Below are 15,544 nucleotides of genomic sequence, written 5' to 3' on the forward strand. Positions count from 1 at the left end.
ATGACAAAAGCCGTGATGTCCGCACTGATCCGCCCGCTGGTGGAGCCGCGCCTGCCCGATTGGGTTGAGCCGCTATGGTTCATGACCAAGGAACAGGCGCTGGAAATGGCGCCGGAGGCGGAAATCGGCTGGTTCGACCTCAACGAGAAAGAGCCGATGATCGAGATCGCGGAGGCCGCGACCAATCTCAAATGGCTGAACTCGATCTACGCGGGCCTCGACTTCATGCCGCTGGACCTCCTGCAGGAGCGCGGGGTCACGGTCACGAACGGTGTCGGCATCAACGCCATAACAATCGCCGAATATGTCGTCATGCTGATGCTCGCCCATGCCAAGGGGTACCGCGAGGTGGTGCGCGCGCAGGAGCGGCACGACTGGCTGCTCGACAGCCCCGGCAAGCGCGAGCTTTCGGGCGAGCGCGTGCTCCTGCTCGGCCTCGGCGCGATCGGCGGGCTTATCAAGACCCGGCTCGAGGCGTTCGACATGACGGTTGTGCCGGTGCGTCGATCGGGCGGGGAAGGGAACCTGCGCCCCGGCGAATGGCGCGAGAAGCTGGGCGAGTTCGATTGGGTAATCCTGGCAGTGCCGTCCACCGACGAAACCAAGGGCATGATCGGCGCATCGGAACTCGCGGCCATGCGCCCCAATACCGTGCTCGTGAACATCGCGCGCGGCGACGTGGTCGAACAGGATGCGTTGGTCGAAGCGCTACAGGCGAAGAAAATCGAGGCAGCCTTGCTCGACGTGACCGACCCCGAGCCACTGCCTGAAGATCACCCGTTGTGGGATCTCGAAAATGCGCAGGTGACCATGCACCTGTCGGGCCGCGCGCAGACCAAAATGTTCCAGCGCAGCGCCGACAGGTTCGTCGAGAATCTCGAACGATGGCACAAGGGTGAACCGGTCAGCCCGCAGATGGACCTTGCCGCCGGTTACTGATCAGGCGTCTTCGAGCAGGAGCAGCTCGCACTGAACCACCAGCCGCGGGTCGGGCATGATCCGGTGATCGACCTCGCTCACCCCGGCATCGGCGACCAGCTGTCCGGCGAGCATGAATTCATGGTCGGGCAGGGCGGCGATGAAACGCTCGCCCGCTTCGACCGCATTCTCGCCAGCAAAGAGGATGGAGAGGCTGTGCCGCGTGCCTGCGAAGGTAATGCTCGCCCACGCTTTCTCCGTGTGCGTCAGAACTTGCCCCTGGTGCTCGCCAAGCGCGATCAGGGCGTCTCGCAGGCGGTCGCCCGAACTGCGGCGCGGACGCACGGGCTTTGTGCGGGGAGGTTTGCATTCAACCGACATGCGTTGCCTCCTGCGTAAGAGCTTCTCCGCGCCCGGCCTCGAAACCCATCATGAACCCGCGAATGCGCGCTTCGGTCCCGCTCCGCGGCTCGCGTCCCATCCTGAGGTCCAGGACGAAGCGGGGATCGTGTGCCGCGAGGCGCCCGAACTTCGTCGGCGGCATCTCGTGGGTGCGAAGGAACTTCTCGATGGATCGAATCAGCATGTGCGGTGCTCCCCTTTGGCTGTCCGGATTGACGAATCGCTCGCCGTGTTCTCTATTCGTTCCAGCCGAAATCCTACTTGTCTAGGAAAAATCCTATGCTATAGGAATTTTCTCTGGCGAGTTCTTCGGGAAGCGCGGATTTGTGCCAATCACGAGAGTTGGCAAGGAGTTAAGGATGGCGGAAAAACTCAGCGCGGATCGGGCGCGACTGGTCGAACTGGCGGAATCGAACAGGACAAGCCTGTCGGCCCTTTCGTCGATGTTGGGCCGTAACCCCAGTTACTTGCAGCAATTCGTGCGCAAGGGCAGCCCGCGCAGGCTGGAGGAACAGGACCGGCGCAAGCTGGCGGAATTCTTCGGCGTGGGCGAAGTGGAATTGGGGGCGGATCCGGACCTTGCCCGGCCACGCGAATCAGACGACTTTCTGGCCGTGCCCCGCCTTGCTCTCGACGCGTCGGCGGGACCTGGCGCGGTTTCCGCAGAGGAAATATCCTTCGACAGCTTCCGCTTTTCGCGCCGCTGGCTGCGCGAGATGGGTCTGGAGGGCGCCGATCTTTCCGCGATCCGCGTGGAAGGCGACAGTATGGAGCCGACCCTTCGCAGCGGGGACGAGATCTTCGTCGACCGCAACAAGCGCGCGGGCGAGGGAATCCATGTAGTTCGCATCGGCGACGTGCTGCACGTCAAACAGGTGCAGGCCAGCGCGCCTGGGCGCATCACCTTGATCAGCGCGAATGACGCCTATGCACCCATCGAACTCGCCCGCGACGAGGTCGAGGTAATCGGACGCGTCGTATGGAAGGGCGGCAGGGTTTGAAATGATTTGCGGCGTGGTGACGATAGCCGCTCTCAATCGGCCGCAATCGTAATCCGTTTGAAAAACCCTTTCTCCTCGGCATCTGGGATTTCCGCCGTGATACCGTAATCACCGGGCTCCAATGCAAGCTTGAAGTAGCCGATCGCGCCCTGCGGCATGTCGTGAATACCCCCGACGAAGCGCGCCGGGGCAGGGGTTTGCTGGCCGTCGACCGGGAAGAAATCCGGCCACCTTGTTGCGGCACCGACATCCGTATCCTGCTCGATCCGGAAGACATGCGCATCGTGGCCGACGAAGTTGTTGTACAATTGCTGTTCGGCAAATCGTACCCTCACCGAATTGTCTCCGGGTTTGAAAGCGCCGTCGGAAATCTCGTATCCTCGATTGGTCAACGTCAGCGTAACGTTCGCCTCCGGCTCCGCCATGCCGCCTTCCTCTTCAAGGACCGTCAGCGGGAAAACCATCCCGAGTTCGCCGGGTACGGGGTTGTAATTGTGCTGCACGCCGTTGGTCTTTACGTAGCACTCGACGAGGTAATTCCCCGGTTCCAGGTACATGGTGGCTTCCCCGGTGATCCCGTCGGACATCATCCCCGGACCGCCTAGCCAGGTCAGGTCGCCGACCCAGGCCGGCATGGTCGACGCGATTGCGGCCGCCTTTTCCATGTCTCCTTCGATCGCTGCCGTAAGGCTTTGTTGGATGGGCACGACGACCTGTTCGTCCACCATGTGAGCGGTGATCCCATCGGGCAGGCGGTAGACGAGGGCGTGATGGGTCATTCCGCTATTGTTCACGACGCGGATAGTCGTCCAGCCGGACTTGATTGTGTCCGGCCCGGTAAAGGCCATGCCCTGTACTTCAAGCTCGAGAAGGTTTGTCGCCGGCTGGGCCGTTTCGGCCGCTTCGGGCGAGCAACCCGCCACTGACACCGCCAGTATCGCTGCGATCGCTGCATTCTTCATAAGGTCCCCCATTTCAGCCCCCCCGAAGTCGGGAAGGAAAGCAGGGATATGCAAGTCTGGCAAATCACGCGCCTAACCCGGCGCACTCCCGAACTTGCATTCGGTGCCCGCTACAGCCATCTCGCCATTATGACCGACACGCCCAATCAGCCCCCGATGAAAGCCGGTATCGTCCCGGTAACGCCGCTCCAGCAGAACTGCTCGCTGATCTGGTGCACGAGGACGAACAAGGGTGCCCTGATCGATCCGGGCGGGGATCTCGACAAGCTCAAGGCCGCGGTCGCCAAGACCGGGGTGGAACTGGAAAAGATCCTCATCACGCATGGCCATATGGACCATTGCGGCGAAGCGGGCGTGCTGGCCAAGGAGCTCGGCCTGCCGATCGAAGGCCCGCAGGAGGCCGACCGGTTCTGGATCAGCCGACTGGAGGAAGACGGCGCGCGCTACGGGATGAACAGCCAGGTTTTCGAACCGGACCGCTGGCTGGAGGATGGGGACACCGTCACGGTTGGCGAACTGGAACTCGAAGTCATCCACTGCCCGGGGCACACGCCCGGCCACGTGGTCTTTTTCAACCGGCCCAGCAAGTTCGCCATCGTCGGCGACGTCCTGTTCCAGGGCAGCATTGGACGCACAGATTTCCCCATGGGCAACCACCAGGACCTGATCGACGCGATAACGAAGAAACTCTGGCCGCTGGGCGACGACGTGACGTTCATCCCGGGTCACGGCCCGACCAGCACTTTCGGTCAGGAGCGCAAGACCAACGCCTTTGTGAGCGACGCGGCGCTTGCGTGAGAAGCGGGCCGGACACGCGCCCGGCCCGCACGTTCCTTAGATTACCCGCATCGCAATCAGCGTGGCCATCACCGCGAGCCCCAGAAGGGTAAGCATGGTGATCAGAGTGCCGATCATGCGCGGCTTGGTGCCGGTTTCCGCATCCATGCCCATGCCGTGCGCGACGCGGCCCAGCATGTAGATCCCGGCCACCCAGGCGAGCCATGGCGCGCCCTTGCCGCTGATTTCGATCGCAGCGATAAGGATGAGCACAAAGGGCGTGTTCTCCACGAAGTTGAGCTGCGCGCGCATCCGGCGGGTCAGCGGACCGCCTCCGTCGTCGCCGTGAATTGTCTTGGTTACACCGCGCATCTGGCCGACGCGCACCGCCAGCCACAGGTTGATAAGTGCTGCGGCAGCCGCTGCTGTCAGAGTGACAGGTAGAAACAAACCCATACGATCCCTCCCTTGTGATTTCTCTCGCGAACCCCATCTCGAGCTATAGGCAAGGGCCGGGCCATGCAATGTGTAGTCGGTGACAACGCACAGCGCTTGCACTGAGGCGAAAATTCGCTATAGCGCGCGCCTTCACCGTCATGGTCGAGAAGTTTCGGGTTTAAGCGCACTTGTGCGTTGCCGGACCTTCCACTAGGGCGGCCACCGAAATTGATTGTAATTGTTTGAGGAACAGGTGCCGCCATGGCCGTCCCCAAGAGGAAAGTATCGCCCCACCGCCGCGGCAACCGTCGTGCGCACGATTCGCTCAAGGTCGAAGCTCATCACGAGTGCTCGAACTGCGGTGAACTCAAGCGTCCGCACAACCTTTGCCCGCATTGCGGTTTCTACAACGGGCGCGAAGTCATCGCCGTCGGTCTCTAAGACCGTCACCGTAAGCCGGAGATCGTCATGAGTTTGCCGCGTATCGCTATTGACGCGATGGGCGGCGACGAAGGCGTGCGCACCATGATCGACGGTGCCGCGATGGCGCGGCGCCGCCACGATCGATTCAAGTTCCTGCTGGTCGGCGATGAAGAGCGCATCAAGAATGCGCTTGCCGATCACCCGGGGATGTCGGGCGCTTCCGAAATCCTGCATTGCGAAGATGTGGTCGAGGGCGACGAAAAGCCTTCCAAGGCCCTGCGCCGTGCGAAGACGACCAGCATGGGCCTGGCTGTCGACGCCGTTAAGCGCGGCGAGGCTGGCGCAGCCGTCTCTGCCGGAAACACCGGCGCGCTGATGGCGATGAGCAAGCTTGCCTTGCGCACCATGCCAGGTCTCGACCGGCCCGCCCTTGCAGCGCTGTTGCCGACGCTGGGCGACAACGACGTCATCATGCTCGACCTTGGTGCGAACCGCGAATGCGACGCGCGCAACCTCGTGCAGTTCGCCATCATGGGCGCGGCCTATTCGCGTATCGTGACCGGACGCGAACGCCCGCGTACGCGCCTGCTCAATATCGGCACGGAAGAAACCAAGGGCACCGAAGACATCCAGAACGCAGCCGAAATCCTGCGCGGGGCTACCGGCCTCGACATGGAGTTCGAAGGCTATGTCGAAGCGGACAAGATCAACCGCGGCGAATGCGATGTGGTCGTTTGCGACGGGTTTTCCGGCAATATCGCGCTGAAGGCGATCGAGGGAACGGCGCGTTTCGTGACCGACCTGCTGCGCCGGGCTTTCACCAGCTCGATCCGCTCCAAGGTGGGCTTCCTCGTGTCGCGCCCTGCGACCGAGCTGCTCAAGCATCATCTCGACCCGAACAACCACAACGGGGCGGTCTTCCTCGGCCTCAACGGCGTGGTCGTGAAAAGTCACGGCAGCGCGGACGCCACCGGCGTTGCCAATGCCGTGGAGGTCGCCGCACGCCTGCTCGAGGACGACATCCTCAACCGCATCCGCAAGGATCTTGGCGAGGTGGGCAGCGAAGGATTCGCCGCGAAATGATCCGTTCGGTCATCACCGGCAGCGGCAGCGCGCTTCCCGCCAACTGTGTGACCAATGCCGAAATGGCCGAGCGCGTCGACACCAGCGACGAATGGATCGTGGAACGCACCGGTATCCGCCAGCGCTATATCGCGGGCGAGGGCGAGACGACGTCTACCCTGGCGACGCAAGCCGCCCGCAACGCCCTTGAAAACGCAGGCGTCGATGCGAGCGAGATCGGCCTGATCGTTCTGGCGACCGCGACGCCCGATCACACCTTCCCGGCAACCGCCACACAGGTCCAGCATGCACTGGGCTGCGGCGGGGGCGTGGCCTTCGATGTGCAGGCCGTGTGTTCGGGCTTCCTCTACGCTCTGGCCACCGCCGACTCGATGCTGCGCACCGGCATGGCAACCAAGGCGCTGGTGATCGGCGCAGAGACTTTCAGCCGCATTCTCGACTGGGAAGACCGCACCACCTGCGTCCTTTTCGGCGATGGCGCGGGGGCAGTAGTGCTCGAAGCGCGCGATGTGGAGGAGGACGGACCCGGCATCCTGTCGACCAAGCTGCATGCCGACGGCGCGCATCGCGAATTGCTCTATGTCGATGGCGGTCCATCGACGACCGGAGAGGTTGGCAAGCTGCGGATGAAGGGACGCGAAGTGTTCCGCCACGCAGTGGTCAACCTAGCCGATGTCTTGCGGGAAGTAATTGGAAATACGGGGATTTCTGCCGAAGAAATCGACTGGGTCGTGCCGCATCAGGCCAATGCCCGCATCCTTGATGCGACCGCGCGCAAGCTCAATCTGCCGGCAGAGAAGGTGATCGTCACGGTCGACAAGCACGCCAATACCTCGGCTGCTTCGGTCCCGCTGGCGTTCGATGTTGCGCGCCGGGACGGCCGGATAAAACAGGGCGATCTCGTCATGTTCGAAGCCATGGGCGGCGGCTTCACCTGGGGTGCTTCGCTCGCCCGCATGTAAGCTCATAAACAAATGACGCATTCGGTTGTAAAACACTACTGAATACAGTATGTTGCCATTTCTAAATCGGACCCAGGGTCGCGACTGGGGAGAGTGAGAAATGGACATGATGCGCTCGGTGGGAACTTTGACCCGTGCCGATCTGGCTGAAACTATCAATCGGAAGATGGGCCTGAGCAGGGCCGAGTCGCTCGATCTGGTGGAACAGGTGCTCGACAAGATGTCGCAGGCCCTGATCCAGGGTGAGAACGTCAAGATTTCCGGTTTCGGCAGCTTCGTTCTGCGCGACAAGAAAGAGCGTATTGGCCGCAACCCCAAAACCGGCGTAGAAGTGCCCATCACGCCGCGCCGCGTCATGACTTTCCGGGCAAGCCAGCTGCTGAAGGATCGCGTCGCCAACGGCTAACTGCTAAGGGGATCGCATGGCCGAATTCGACGATCACAAGGAGGAAGGTGCGCTGCGCACCATCGGTGAAGTAGCGCGCGCGACGGGCATCAAGACCCATGTCCTACGCTACTGGGAGCAGCAGTTCCCCAGCCTCAAGCCCCTGAAACGCAGTGGCGGGCGCCGGTACTACCGGGCCGAAGACGTCGCACTGGTCGAACGGATCGACCGACTCGTTAACAAGGAAGGTTATACGCTCAAGGGCGCGAAATCCGCGCTGCGCGGCGTGCCTGACCAGCAGGCTGCCGCTCAGGAAACGAGCGTTCCCAATCCCGGCGACGCCGCGGCAATCTACCTTCCTCGCCTGAAGGCGCTAAGGAACGACCTTCGTACAGCATTAGAGGCCGCGGGCTAAGCCAAGACCCTCATTATCCGGCCTGCCGATGACCATGCGCAGCGGCCCGTCGAAGAACGGCTGCGTGCGCAAATGCCCGTATTTGCGATCCCACTCGCCGCTTTCCAGATCATCGGAAAGGGCCGTGACGAACCGGTCGACTGCCTCGTCCGAAACCAAGCTCCAGCTGGAACATGCGAGCCGCGCGGCTGGATTAAGGAAGCGCTCGGGCCGTCCGTAATAGGCTTCATTGAAGCCATCGCTGCAGTCCAGCGGCACGGGGACGGGCTGGACTTCCACATTGCCTCCCAAGGCGTCCACGATCCTCGAAATCCGCGGGAAGCGCGCTGCTTCGACGGCGCGCACTTCGGGAATGTAATCGCTCAGCCAGTAGTCGTGCATCAGCTCCGGATCGCACACCAAGAGGACGACCGGGCCGATCGTGACCCGGCGCATTTCCGACAGGCCTTCTTCGAGATCGCTCCACTGGTGGACGGTAACGCTCGCCATCGAGGCATCGAAGGATTTGTCGGGAAAGGGCAGGTCTTCCGCCGTGGCATCGATCGCCTCTACTAGATGTGCAGGACGCTGTGCCCGCATGGAACGCGACGGTTCGACTGCCGTGACCTCACGATCGGTCGTCTCGTAGGACCCGGCTCCTGCGCCGACATTCAAGACGGTCTTTGCATCGCCAAGCGCGCGGTGGATTTGCGCTTCGATTATCGGGTCCGGTTGGCGGAATTGGGCATAGGTTCCTCCGATGTCGCCGTAATCGACATCGCCCGCACTGCCATCACCTGTCCGTTGCGTCATCATTGATCCCCCGCCGCACCACGCAGCGGGATTATCCGACACGCTATTCCGCGGCCAGAAGTTCTTCCGCGCCGCCTAGGTCGACGCTGACGAGGCGACTGATGCCCTTCTCAATCATCGTGACACCGAAAAGGCGATGCATCCGGCTCATCGTCACGGCGTTGTGCGTGACGATCAGGTAACGCGTGTTGGTTTCACGCACCATTGCGTCGAGCAGGTCGCAGAAGCGGTCGATGTTGGCATCGTCGAGCGGCGCGTCGACTTCGTCGAGCACGCAGATCGGGGCGGGGTTCGTCAGGAACAGCGCGAAGATCAGCGCGGTGGCGGTCAGCGCCTGCTCCCCGCCTGATAGCAGGGTGAGCGACTGGAGCCGCTTGCCCGGCGGCTGGGCGAAAATCTCGAGGCCGGCTTCGAGCGGATCGTCGCTGTCGATCAGCGCAAGATGCGCTTCCCCGCCTTCGAACAGGCGCGTGAAGAGACGCTTGAAGTGGTCGTTCACCTGCTCGAACGCCTCGCGTAGCCGCTCGCGCCCTTCGCGATTAAGGCTGCCGATCGAGCCGCGCAGGCGATTGACGGCCTCGCGCAGTTCTTCCTGCTCGGCCGCGTTCGAACCGTGCTCGCTCTCGATCTTTTCGAGCTCTTCGGCCGCGACGAGGTTCACGGGCCCGATACGCTCGCGGCTGGCGGTGAGGCGATCCATCTCCTCGCCTTCCTGGTCCGCCGACTTGACCTCGGATTCCTCGAACTCGAACTTCGCCGGCAGGAGGGGTGGGGGCGACTGGAAGCGTTCGCCCGAAATCCGCGCCATCTCGATCCTGCGGCCGTCCTGATTCTCTGCCCGTTCGGACAGGCCGGCACGATTTTCGCGGGCAGCCGCCAGTGCCTCGTTGGCGGAGGCAAAGGCGCGGTCGGCATCTGCGGCGAGCTCGTTCGCCTCGGCGACGGCGGCTTCCGCTTTGGCCAATTCGGTGCCGAGGCGTTCTCGGACCTGGTCGCCCTGTTCGATCTCGCGCATCAGCCCTTCGGGCTTGGCGGCGAAGACCGCGCGCTCTTCCTCGATCTCTTCGAACCTGCGGGCCATGTCCGAAAGGCGGCGCGTCGCCTCGCCCGAGCGGGCCTGCCAGTTGGCCATGTCGCTGCGCTGCGCCGCCGTGCGTTCGCGTGCGACGGCAAGCGACTGGTCATGAGCGGCAAGTTCTGCCGCGCGCGCCTGCAGGGTGGAGCGGGCGGCCTCATTTTTCGCCCGCGCAGCATCGAGCGAGGCGCGACCGGCTTCGGGATCCGGTAGGGCGGCTTGCTTGGCCTGCGCTGCCTCCAGCTCCGACTGTGCAGCGGAAAGCAATTCGCTGTGTTCGCTTTCGGCGCGTTCCAGCTCTTCCAGCCGAGCGGCAATGCGTTCGCGTGCGGCCTCAGCCTGGTCGAGGGCGCGCAGCGCTTGCCGTTCCGCATCGGCAGTCGCGGCGAGTTCGCGATCGGCGGCTATCAGGTCCCGTTGCAGTGTACCCAATTCGTCGCTCGCGCGGGCTTCATCAACCTGCGCGGTCGAAACCGCCGATTGTAGCGCGGGGAGCTGCTGCGCCAGCTCGGCGAAGCGATTGTCCGCTTCCAGCCGGGCTGCCTCCGCTGCGCCTTCGCCTCGAACGACAAGGCCGTCCCACCGGCGAAGGTGGCCATCGCGGGTGACGAGGCTCTCGCCGGGGGCGAGCGTGCGCCCGTCGTCGCTGTCCGCGACATGGACGAGCGCGAGCCGCGCGCGCAATTCGTCGGGGCACTGGTCGAGGTGGTCAGCGAGGCTGTCTGCCACCGCTTGCGGGGCGTCTGCGCCGGTCCAATAGCGCCCTTCCGCCCCTTCGTCCGGCAGGCCAAGCAGCGCCTTGCCGTCGCGGCCCAGAGCGGCTGCTGCCGCCCGTTCATAGCCCTTGGCCGCGCGCACGCCGTCGATGGCCTGTTTGCGGCCCGATCGCTTGGCGGCTGCGCGCTCGCGTGCTTCGCGGTCGCGGAGGAGGGCATCGTGTTCGCGCTGGATGCCGGACAGCTCGGCCTTGGCGGAAGAGAGTGCGCTCGATGCTTCGTCGCGCGATGCCTGAAGCTCGCTCTTGCGGGCCTGCATGGTTTCGATCGCCGCACGCTTGTCTGCCAGGGACCTGGCTGCCTCCTCGGCGGCGGCCGTGGCGCTTTCAAGCGCGCCATCGACATCTTCTCCGGCGAGCGCCTGGCGCTGTTCGGTCATGCGGCGGCCTTCCGCCTCGACCCGTTCGAGCCGCATCCGGGCCTGCGAGATTTCGGCCTCGACGACGCGCCATTCGGCCTCGACACCGGCATTATCGGCGGTGGCCTTGGCAAGGGCGAGTTCCGCTGTGCGGCTGGCGCGTTCGGCATCTTCGCTCTGCGCGACGAGAGACGGGCGGCGATCCTCGTTGGCGGCGAGGTCCTTCTCGCTGTTTGCGAGTTCCTTCTCCAGTCGCGCGAGCGCTTCTGCCGCGTCCTTGGTCATGCGGTCGGCATCACCGCGATCTTCTTCCAGCCGCTGTTTCTGGCGGTCGAGGTCGGCAAGGCGCTGTTCGGCAGCCTCGAGCTGGCTGGTGAGGGCGGCCATGCGGTGGCCGTGCGCGCTCGCATCGTCGCGGCGGTCGGCCTGTTCCTCGCGCGCTTCGGCCAAAGCCTCGGCAGCCGCGCGCTGTGCCTTTTGGGCTTCATCGGCAGCCTTCTGCGCTTCTGTCACCCGCGCGTCGGCTGCGGCAGCGGCCTTCTTGGCCTCTTCGGCTTCAGAGGCAGCATCACGCCAGCGGGCGAATACCAGCCGCGCCTCTGCGGTTTTGATCTGGTCGGAAAGTTTCTTGTAGCGTTCCGCCTGCTTTGCCTGCCGCCGCAGGGAGGCGATCTGGCTGTCGAGCCCGGCCATGAGATCTTCGAGCCGCGCGAGGTTGGTTTCGGTGGAGCGCAGCTTGCTCTCCGCATCCTTGCGACGGACATGGAGGCCCGCGATCCCGGCCGCCTCTTCGAGCATCTGGCGGCGTTCGACGGGCTTTGCCGCGATGACCTGCGCGATCTTGCCCTGGCTGACGAGGGCAGGGGAGTGCGCACCGGTGGCGGCATCGGCGAAGGTGAGGGCGACGTCCTTGGCGCGCACGTCCTTGCCGTTGACCCGGTACGCGCTGCCGGCCCCGCGTTCGATGCGGCGGATGACCTCCAGTTCGTCGCCATCGTCGCTTTCGGCGGAGAGCTGGACTTCGGCGAAGTCGCGCGGCGGGCGCGTGGCGGTGCCGGCGAAGATGACGTCCTCCATCCCGCCCGAGCGCATCGACTTTGGCGAGTTTTCGCCCATCACCCAGCGGATCGCTTCGAGGAGGTTGGATTTACCGCACCCGTTCGGGCCGACCACGCCGGTCAGCCCGGGTTCGATGCGCAGGGTGGACGGCTCGACGAAGCTCTTGAAACCGCTCAGTCTGAGCTGTTTTATGAGCATCGTCGCCGTGTCCCCCCTCTAGCCCCGGCCTTACCTGGCGCCGGCGCGTTGCAGGATTGGCTCGATCTGCGCCCACTGGTTCCCGTCGAGCCGCTGGCCGTTGAGGAAGAAGGTGGGCGTGCCGGTGACGTTCAGTTCATCGGCGGCAGTGCGCGATGTGGTCGCGATCGTCTCGATCGCTTGCGCATCGGTCAGGCAGGTGCGGGCCTGGTCTGCGGACAGGCCGCGTGCCGCGAAGAAATCGATAAGGCCGGCTGCCTGGGCGAGCTGGAGAAAGCGCTGTTCCGGAGCTGCCTGCATGGCACCTTCGTACGCGGCGGGGTTCGCCTGTAGCGTTTCGCCGAAAGTTCCGAGCGAAGCCCAGGCCTGGTCGGACAGGGCATGGAAGCTTTCCGGAGCGCCGCATTGCGCAAGCGTCGAAATCGTCACGTCGAGCGGATCGCGCAGCAGCGGACGGATTTCATAGCTCACCACGCCGGTATCGACGTAATCCTGCTGCAGCGGTGCCGAGCCGTTTTCCGCGAAGTAGGCGCACGCGCCGCAGGTGTGGCTGGCAAATTCCACCAGCTTCAGCGGCGCATCGGGATTACCGATAACGAATCCGCCATTGTCGGTCTTGCTGGCTACTTCAAGCCAGCTCGTGCCTTCTGGTGCGGGGATCGCAGCAATCGCATCACCTTCGAGCGAACCGGCGCCGGCCTCGTCCGATGTATCGCCACACGCTGCAAGCGTAAGGGCGAATGGTGCAAGAACGGCAAGGCGCAAACTGGTTTTCATCGGAATCCTCTCTGGTGGGCAGGTAGGCTAAGCCAGGGTTTGTGCCGGGTGAAGCGCTGTAGAGGCGGTGTCCACAGGGCTGTCCCCGACAAATGCAACCATGAAGTTGCAGAGCTACTTCTTGTAGAGCGCGTCGAGATAGGGCTGGAGGCGAGGCCAGTCATGCGCATCGAGCGTCTCGCCGCCCATGATGAAGGTCGGCGTTCCTCTTAGCCCGTACTTTGCGACATCTGCCTGGCTTTGCGCCGCAATGGCCCGTGCCCTGTTCTCATCCTTGAGGCAGTCGTCGAGTGCTATGCGCGAGTATCCGCGGGTTTCCATGATCTCGTAAAAGTCGAGATCGCTGGCAATCGCTTGAGAGCGGGCTGCAAAGCTGCCGAAATTCCAGCGGGCCATTTGCGCCTGGGTCATGCTTCGCGCCTTCGCCATCCAGTCGGGGTACTTCATCAGCAATGCGGTGTGGTTCGCGAAGAACTTGTCAGGCGCACCGCATTGCGCCGCAAGGGCAGCGGTCAGATCGACCGGATCGCGGATCAGGTGGCGCACTTCGTAAGAGACTTTGCCGCTCGGCACGTAGAGCAGCTTGATCGCGCTTTCGCCGGTTTTCGTGAACTCTGCACAGTGCGAACAGGTGTAGCTCATGAACTCGACCAGCCGCGCTTCGGCATCGGGATTGCCGAGAACATGGCCGCCGTCGACTTCGTTGATGACCGTATTCCAGTTTCCGCGCGGTTTGCTGTTCGGAAGGTCCTGGGCAGCGGCGGGAAGCGAAGCAAATGCGGCAGCGGCGGCGAGGGCGCTCGCGGCGAATTTGGCAAGGGTTTTCACGTCAGTCGGTTCCATCTTCTTCTTGCGATCCGAGCCCGCGCGCCAGCGATTCCAGCACGGCACGCAGTTCAGGATCCCCGATATCGCGCAAACTGTCGCCGAGTTCCATCGGTATCGGCTTGAGCGAAGGCGGGGCTTTCGCCTTCTGCTTTGCCTCGGGCGGCTTAACCGCACCTTGCCGGAGCTTGATCCGCGCCACTGCCTTATAGCCGAAGAAGCGGTTCACCCGGTCGATGATCTCGGGCAGGACCTGCTGGATCAACGGGGCATGGGCGGGTTTGACGACCAGTTCCAGAATGCCTTCGGATTTCTCGCCCGGCGGGAAACGGATCATTTCCGGCGTGCAGACCTGCGAATGCGTATCGCCGACTATCTCCGGCCAGCGGCTCACGATGGACGATTGGACGAAGCCGAAGCGCCGGAAAGCGGGCCGCCCGATCTGCGGCATGAGATCGGAGATAGCCTTGGCCTGGCCGCCCCGTGGCCGTTCGTACGGCTTTCCCGCCTTGCCCTTGCCGGACGGTTTCTTCGGCTGGACCGGCTTATTCGGGGATTTGGGCTTGTCGCTTTCCATTAGGCCCGCGCTCATGCCATAGGCTGCGCGTGGCCGCCAGCATCTCCGACACACTTCTCGCATGGTATGACACGCACGCCCGCGACCTGCCGTGGCGTGCGCGCCCCGGTGCGCCGCCGACCGACCCCTATCGGGTCTGGCTTTCCGAAGTGATGTTGCAACAGACGACGGTTGCCGCGGTGAAGCCCTATTTCCAAGCTTTCACCGAGCGCTGGCCAACGGTTCGGGATTTGGCGGCGGCACCGGAAGAAGACGTCATGGCGGCGTGGGCAGGGCTTGGCTATTATTCGCGTGCGAGAAACCTCGTGAAGGCATCGCGCGCCGTCGCCGCCATGGGCGGCTTCCCAAGTTCCGAGACCGAGTTGCGCGACCTGCCCGGCCTCGGTGCCTACACGGCTGCCGCCGTCGCCGCGATTGCGTTCGGGAAGCGTGCGGTGGTCGTAGATGCCAATGTCGAGAGAGTGGTTTCACGGCTCTTCGCGATCGAGGAGCCGTTGCCGTCCTCCCGCAAGATCATTCGCGAGCGAACTGACGAGATCACACCTGAAAACCGGGCGGGTGATTTTGCCCAGGCGATGATGGATCTCGGTGCGACGATCTGCACGTCGCGCGATCCGAAGTGCCTGCTGTGTCCACTATCGGCGTCGTGTGAGGGCCGGAAAAACGGCGATCCGGCGCGCTATCCGGTCAAGGCACCGAAGAAGGCCAAGCCCGTCAGGAAGGGGCAGGCTTACTGGATCACGAGAGAGGATCATGTCTGGCTTGTGCGCCGTGTTGGAACGGGAATGCTTGGCGGAATGCGCGCGCTTCCCGATGACGGATGGTCGGCGAAGGGCGACGGGCACAAGAATGCTCCGACCGCTGGCCCGTGGCGCGATCTGGGGCTTGTCCGGCACACCTTCACACATTTCGCGCTGGAACTGGCGGTGTGCGAAACGCAAGCGACCTCCGACCCCCTGGATGAAGGGGAATGGTGGCCGCTCGACAGGCTCGACGAAGCGGGATTGCCGACGCTGTTTGCAAAGGCGGCGCGGCTGGCGCTTGCCTAGATAATGCCGCCGCCCAGCGTCAGGCGCAGGGCCGCGATCAGCAGCACGATGATGTTGAAGTTGCGGCCCAAATTGCTCGACGAGAGCTGGCCGACGATGATGCCGATTACGATCAGCGGCAATGCGAGCCAGTTGGCCCAGCCCAGCAAGGGAATGGTGGCCGGGATGACAATGACGAGCGAGACGATTCCGAACAGGAATGAGAGAAGGTTCAGCATGTGTCCTATATGGGTAGGACACTGGCACAATTCAAGAGTTTCAATTCGCAATTGACCGTTCAGCATCGCTTCCG

General features: G+C 63.5%; 19 protein-coding genes. 9 read left to right on the plus strand and 10 right to left on the minus strand.

Features of this window, described 5'->3' with window-relative positions; all coding sequences use genetic code 11:
• Positions 1–939: a D-2-hydroxyacid dehydrogenase gene (locus GRI34_RS02210; protein ID WP_160594547.1), complete on the plus strand. Its 939-nt coding sequence runs from the start codon at positions 1–3 to the stop codon at positions 937–939.
• On the opposite strand, the gene GRI34_RS02215 is transcribed toward GRI34_RS02210, so the two are convergent.
• Positions 940–1,299, minus strand: a complete 360-nt coding sequence (locus GRI34_RS02215) for a hypothetical protein (protein ID WP_234028129.1) — start codon at positions 1,297–1,299, stop codon at positions 940–942.
• Positions 1,289–1,504 (minus strand): hypothetical protein, encoded by a 216-nt coding sequence (locus GRI34_RS02220; protein ID WP_160594548.1) that lies wholly within the window; start codon positions 1,502–1,504, stop codon positions 1,289–1,291. Before GRI34_RS02220 ends, GRI34_RS02215 begins: the two co-directional genes overlap by 11 nt.
• A gap of 175 nt (positions 1,505–1,679) precedes the next feature.
• Here GRI34_RS02220 and GRI34_RS02225 point away from each other — a divergent pair, with 175 nt between their 5' ends.
• Positions 1,680–2,321 carry a S24 family peptidase gene (locus tag GRI34_RS02225; protein ID WP_160594549.1) on the plus strand — a complete coding sequence of 214 codons (642 nt, stop codon included), beginning with the start codon at positions 1,680–1,682 and terminating at the stop codon, positions 2,319–2,321.
• Positions 2,322–2,353: 32 nt separating this feature from the next.
• Here the strand turns inward: GRI34_RS02225 and GRI34_RS02230 are convergent, their stop codons facing one another.
• Entirely contained in the window at positions 2,354–3,295 is a 942-nt protein-coding gene (locus GRI34_RS02230; protein ID WP_160594550.1) for a hypothetical protein, read from the minus strand.
• A gap of 144 nt (positions 3,296–3,439) precedes the next feature.
• On the opposite strand from GRI34_RS02230, the gene GRI34_RS02235 reads away from it, so the two are divergent.
• On the plus strand, positions 3,440–4,081 hold the full coding sequence (locus GRI34_RS02235) for an MBL fold metallo-hydrolase (protein WP_160596355.1): 642 nt from the start codon (positions 3,440–3,442) through the stop codon (positions 4,079–4,081).
• Positions 4,082–4,117: 36 nt separating this feature from the next.
• On the opposite strand, the gene GRI34_RS02240 is transcribed toward GRI34_RS02235, so the two are convergent.
• The gene (locus GRI34_RS02240) at positions 4,118–4,516 is read right to left on the minus strand and encodes an MAPEG family protein (protein WP_199800098.1); all 399 of its coding nucleotides are present in this window, start codon (positions 4,514–4,516) and stop codon (positions 4,118–4,120) included.
• 243 nt (positions 4,517–4,759) lie between these two features.
• On the opposite strand from GRI34_RS02240, the gene rpmF reads away from it, so the two are divergent.
• The 5 genes from rpmF (at position 4,760) to GRI34_RS02265 (ending at position 7,766) form a co-directional block, all read left to right on the plus strand.
• Positions 4,760–4,939, plus strand: coding sequence for a 50S ribosomal protein L32 (rpmF, locus tag GRI34_RS02245; RefSeq protein ID WP_090482457.1), 180 nt, complete (start codon positions 4,760–4,762; stop codon positions 4,937–4,939).
• Between the two features lie 27 nt (positions 4,940–4,966).
• The gene (plsX, locus tag GRI34_RS02250; protein WP_160594551.1) at positions 4,967–6,004 is read left to right on the plus strand and encodes a phosphate acyltransferase PlsX; all 1,038 of its coding nucleotides are present in this window, start codon (positions 4,967–4,969) and stop codon (positions 6,002–6,004) included.
• Entirely contained in the window at positions 6,001–6,966 is a 966-nt protein-coding gene (locus GRI34_RS02255; RefSeq protein WP_160594552.1) for a beta-ketoacyl-ACP synthase III, read from the plus strand. Before plsX ends, GRI34_RS02255 begins: the two co-directional genes overlap by 4 nt.
• A gap of 106 nt (positions 6,967–7,072) precedes the next feature.
• Complete coding sequence (locus GRI34_RS02260; protein ID WP_090482821.1) at positions 7,073–7,372, plus strand: integration host factor subunit alpha; 300 nt, start codon at positions 7,073–7,075, stop codon at positions 7,370–7,372.
• 16 nt (positions 7,373–7,388) lie between these two features.
• Positions 7,389–7,766 (plus strand): MerR family transcriptional regulator, encoded by a 378-nt coding sequence (locus tag GRI34_RS02265; RefSeq protein WP_160594553.1) that lies wholly within the window; start codon positions 7,389–7,391, stop codon positions 7,764–7,766.
• Here the strand turns inward: GRI34_RS02265 and GRI34_RS02270 are convergent.
• The 5 genes from GRI34_RS02270 to GRI34_RS02290 form a co-directional block, all read right to left on the minus strand.
• Positions 7,749–8,558, minus strand: coding sequence for a class I SAM-dependent methyltransferase (locus tag GRI34_RS02270; protein WP_160594554.1), 810 nt, complete (start codon positions 8,556–8,558; stop codon positions 7,749–7,751). The two genes, GRI34_RS02265 and GRI34_RS02270, sit on opposite strands and share 18 nt — an antisense overlap.
• A 43-nt stretch (positions 8,559–8,601) precedes the next feature.
• On the minus strand, positions 8,602–12,024 hold the full coding sequence (smc, locus tag GRI34_RS02275; RefSeq protein WP_160594555.1) for a chromosome segregation protein SMC: 3,423 nt from the start codon (positions 12,022–12,024) through the stop codon (positions 8,602–8,604).
• A gap of 30 nt (positions 12,025–12,054) precedes the next feature.
• The gene (locus tag GRI34_RS02280) at positions 12,055–12,801 is read right to left on the minus strand and encodes a thioredoxin domain-containing protein (RefSeq protein ID WP_160594556.1); all 747 of its coding nucleotides are present in this window, start codon (positions 12,799–12,801) and stop codon (positions 12,055–12,057) included.
• Between the two features lie 114 nt (positions 12,802–12,915).
• Positions 12,916–13,644, minus strand: coding sequence for a thioredoxin domain-containing protein (locus GRI34_RS02285; protein WP_160594557.1), 729 nt, complete (start codon positions 13,642–13,644; stop codon positions 12,916–12,918).
• Positions 13,631–14,218 (minus strand): DUF721 domain-containing protein, encoded by a 588-nt coding sequence (locus GRI34_RS02290; RefSeq protein ID WP_160594558.1) that lies wholly within the window; start codon positions 14,216–14,218, stop codon positions 13,631–13,633. The genes GRI34_RS02285 and GRI34_RS02290 overlap by 14 nt, the downstream gene beginning before the upstream one ends.
• A 14-nt stretch (positions 14,219–14,232) precedes the next feature.
• Here GRI34_RS02290 and mutY point away from each other — a divergent pair, with 14 nt between their 5' ends.
• The gene (gene mutY / locus GRI34_RS02295) at positions 14,233–15,252 is read left to right on the plus strand and encodes an A/G-specific adenine glycosylase (protein ID WP_160594559.1); all 1,020 of its coding nucleotides are present in this window, start codon (positions 14,233–14,235) and stop codon (positions 15,250–15,252) included.
• Here the strand turns inward: mutY and GRI34_RS02300 are convergent.
• Positions 15,249–15,470, minus strand: a complete 222-nt coding sequence (locus tag GRI34_RS02300; RefSeq protein WP_160594560.1) for a hypothetical protein — start codon at positions 15,468–15,470, stop codon at positions 15,249–15,251. The genes mutY and GRI34_RS02300 overlap by 4 nt on opposite strands.
• Between the last annotated feature and the right edge of the window lie 74 nt (positions 15,471–15,544).

This window comes from Qipengyuania aquimaris (assembly GCF_009827445.1).
GTDB classification, from domain to species: domain Bacteria; phylum Pseudomonadota; class Alphaproteobacteria; order Sphingomonadales; family Sphingomonadaceae; genus Qipengyuania; species Qipengyuania aquimaris.

Excerpts from the sequence above, each read along its gene's own strand:
- GRI34_RS02260 (WP_090482821.1), top strand. The coding sequence starts at position 7,073 with ATGATGCGCTCGGTGGGAACTTTGACCCGTGCCGATCTGGCTGAAACT.
- GRI34_RS02265 (WP_160594553.1), top strand. The coding sequence starts at position 7,389 with ATGGCCGAATTCGACGATCACAAGGAGGAAGGTGCGCTGCGCACCATC.
- smc (WP_160594555.1), bottom strand. The coding sequence starts at position 12,024 with ATGCTCATAAAACAGCTCAGACTGAGCGGTTTCAAGAGCTTCGTCGAG.
- rpmF (WP_090482457.1), top strand. The coding sequence starts at position 4,760 with ATGGCCGTCCCCAAGAGGAAAGTATCGCCCCACCGCCGCGGCAACCGT.
- GRI34_RS02300 (WP_160594560.1), bottom strand. The coding sequence starts at position 15,470 with ATGCTGAACCTTCTCTCATTCCTGTTCGGAATCGTCTCGCTCGTCATT.
- GRI34_RS02230 (WP_160594550.1), bottom strand. The coding sequence starts at position 3,295 with ATGGGGGACCTTATGAAGAATGCAGCGATCGCAGCGATACTGGCGGTG.
- GRI34_RS02290 (WP_160594558.1), bottom strand. The coding sequence starts at position 14,218 with ATGAGCGCGGGCCTAATGGAAAGCGACAAGCCCAAATCCCCGAATAAG.
- GRI34_RS02255 (WP_160594552.1), top strand. The coding sequence starts at position 6,001 with ATGATCCGTTCGGTCATCACCGGCAGCGGCAGCGCGCTTCCCGCCAAC.
- GRI34_RS02220 (WP_160594548.1), bottom strand. The coding sequence starts at position 1,504 with ATGCTGATTCGATCCATCGAGAAGTTCCTTCGCACCCACGAGATGCCG.
- GRI34_RS02235 (WP_160596355.1), top strand. The coding sequence starts at position 3,440 with ATGAAAGCCGGTATCGTCCCGGTAACGCCGCTCCAGCAGAACTGCTCG.
- GRI34_RS02210 (WP_160594547.1), top strand. The coding sequence starts at position 1 with ATGACAAAAGCCGTGATGTCCGCACTGATCCGCCCGCTGGTGGAGCCG.
- GRI34_RS02270 (WP_160594554.1), bottom strand. The coding sequence starts at position 8,558 with ATGACGCAACGGACAGGTGATGGCAGTGCGGGCGATGTCGATTACGGC.
- GRI34_RS02240 (WP_199800098.1), bottom strand. The coding sequence starts at position 4,516 with ATGGGTTTGTTTCTACCTGTCACTCTGACAGCAGCGGCTGCCGCAGCA.
- GRI34_RS02285 (WP_160594557.1), bottom strand. The coding sequence starts at position 13,644 with ATGGAACCGACTGACGTGAAAACCCTTGCCAAATTCGCCGCGAGCGCC.
- GRI34_RS02215 (WP_234028129.1), bottom strand. The coding sequence starts at position 1,299 with ATGTCGGTTGAATGCAAACCTCCCCGCACAAAGCCCGTGCGTCCGCGC.
- GRI34_RS02225 (WP_160594549.1), top strand. The coding sequence starts at position 1,680 with ATGGCGGAAAAACTCAGCGCGGATCGGGCGCGACTGGTCGAACTGGCG.
- GRI34_RS02280 (WP_160594556.1), bottom strand. The coding sequence starts at position 12,801 with ATGAAAACCAGTTTGCGCCTTGCCGTTCTTGCACCATTCGCCCTTACG.
- plsX (WP_160594551.1), top strand. The coding sequence starts at position 4,967 with ATGAGTTTGCCGCGTATCGCTATTGACGCGATGGGCGGCGACGAAGGC.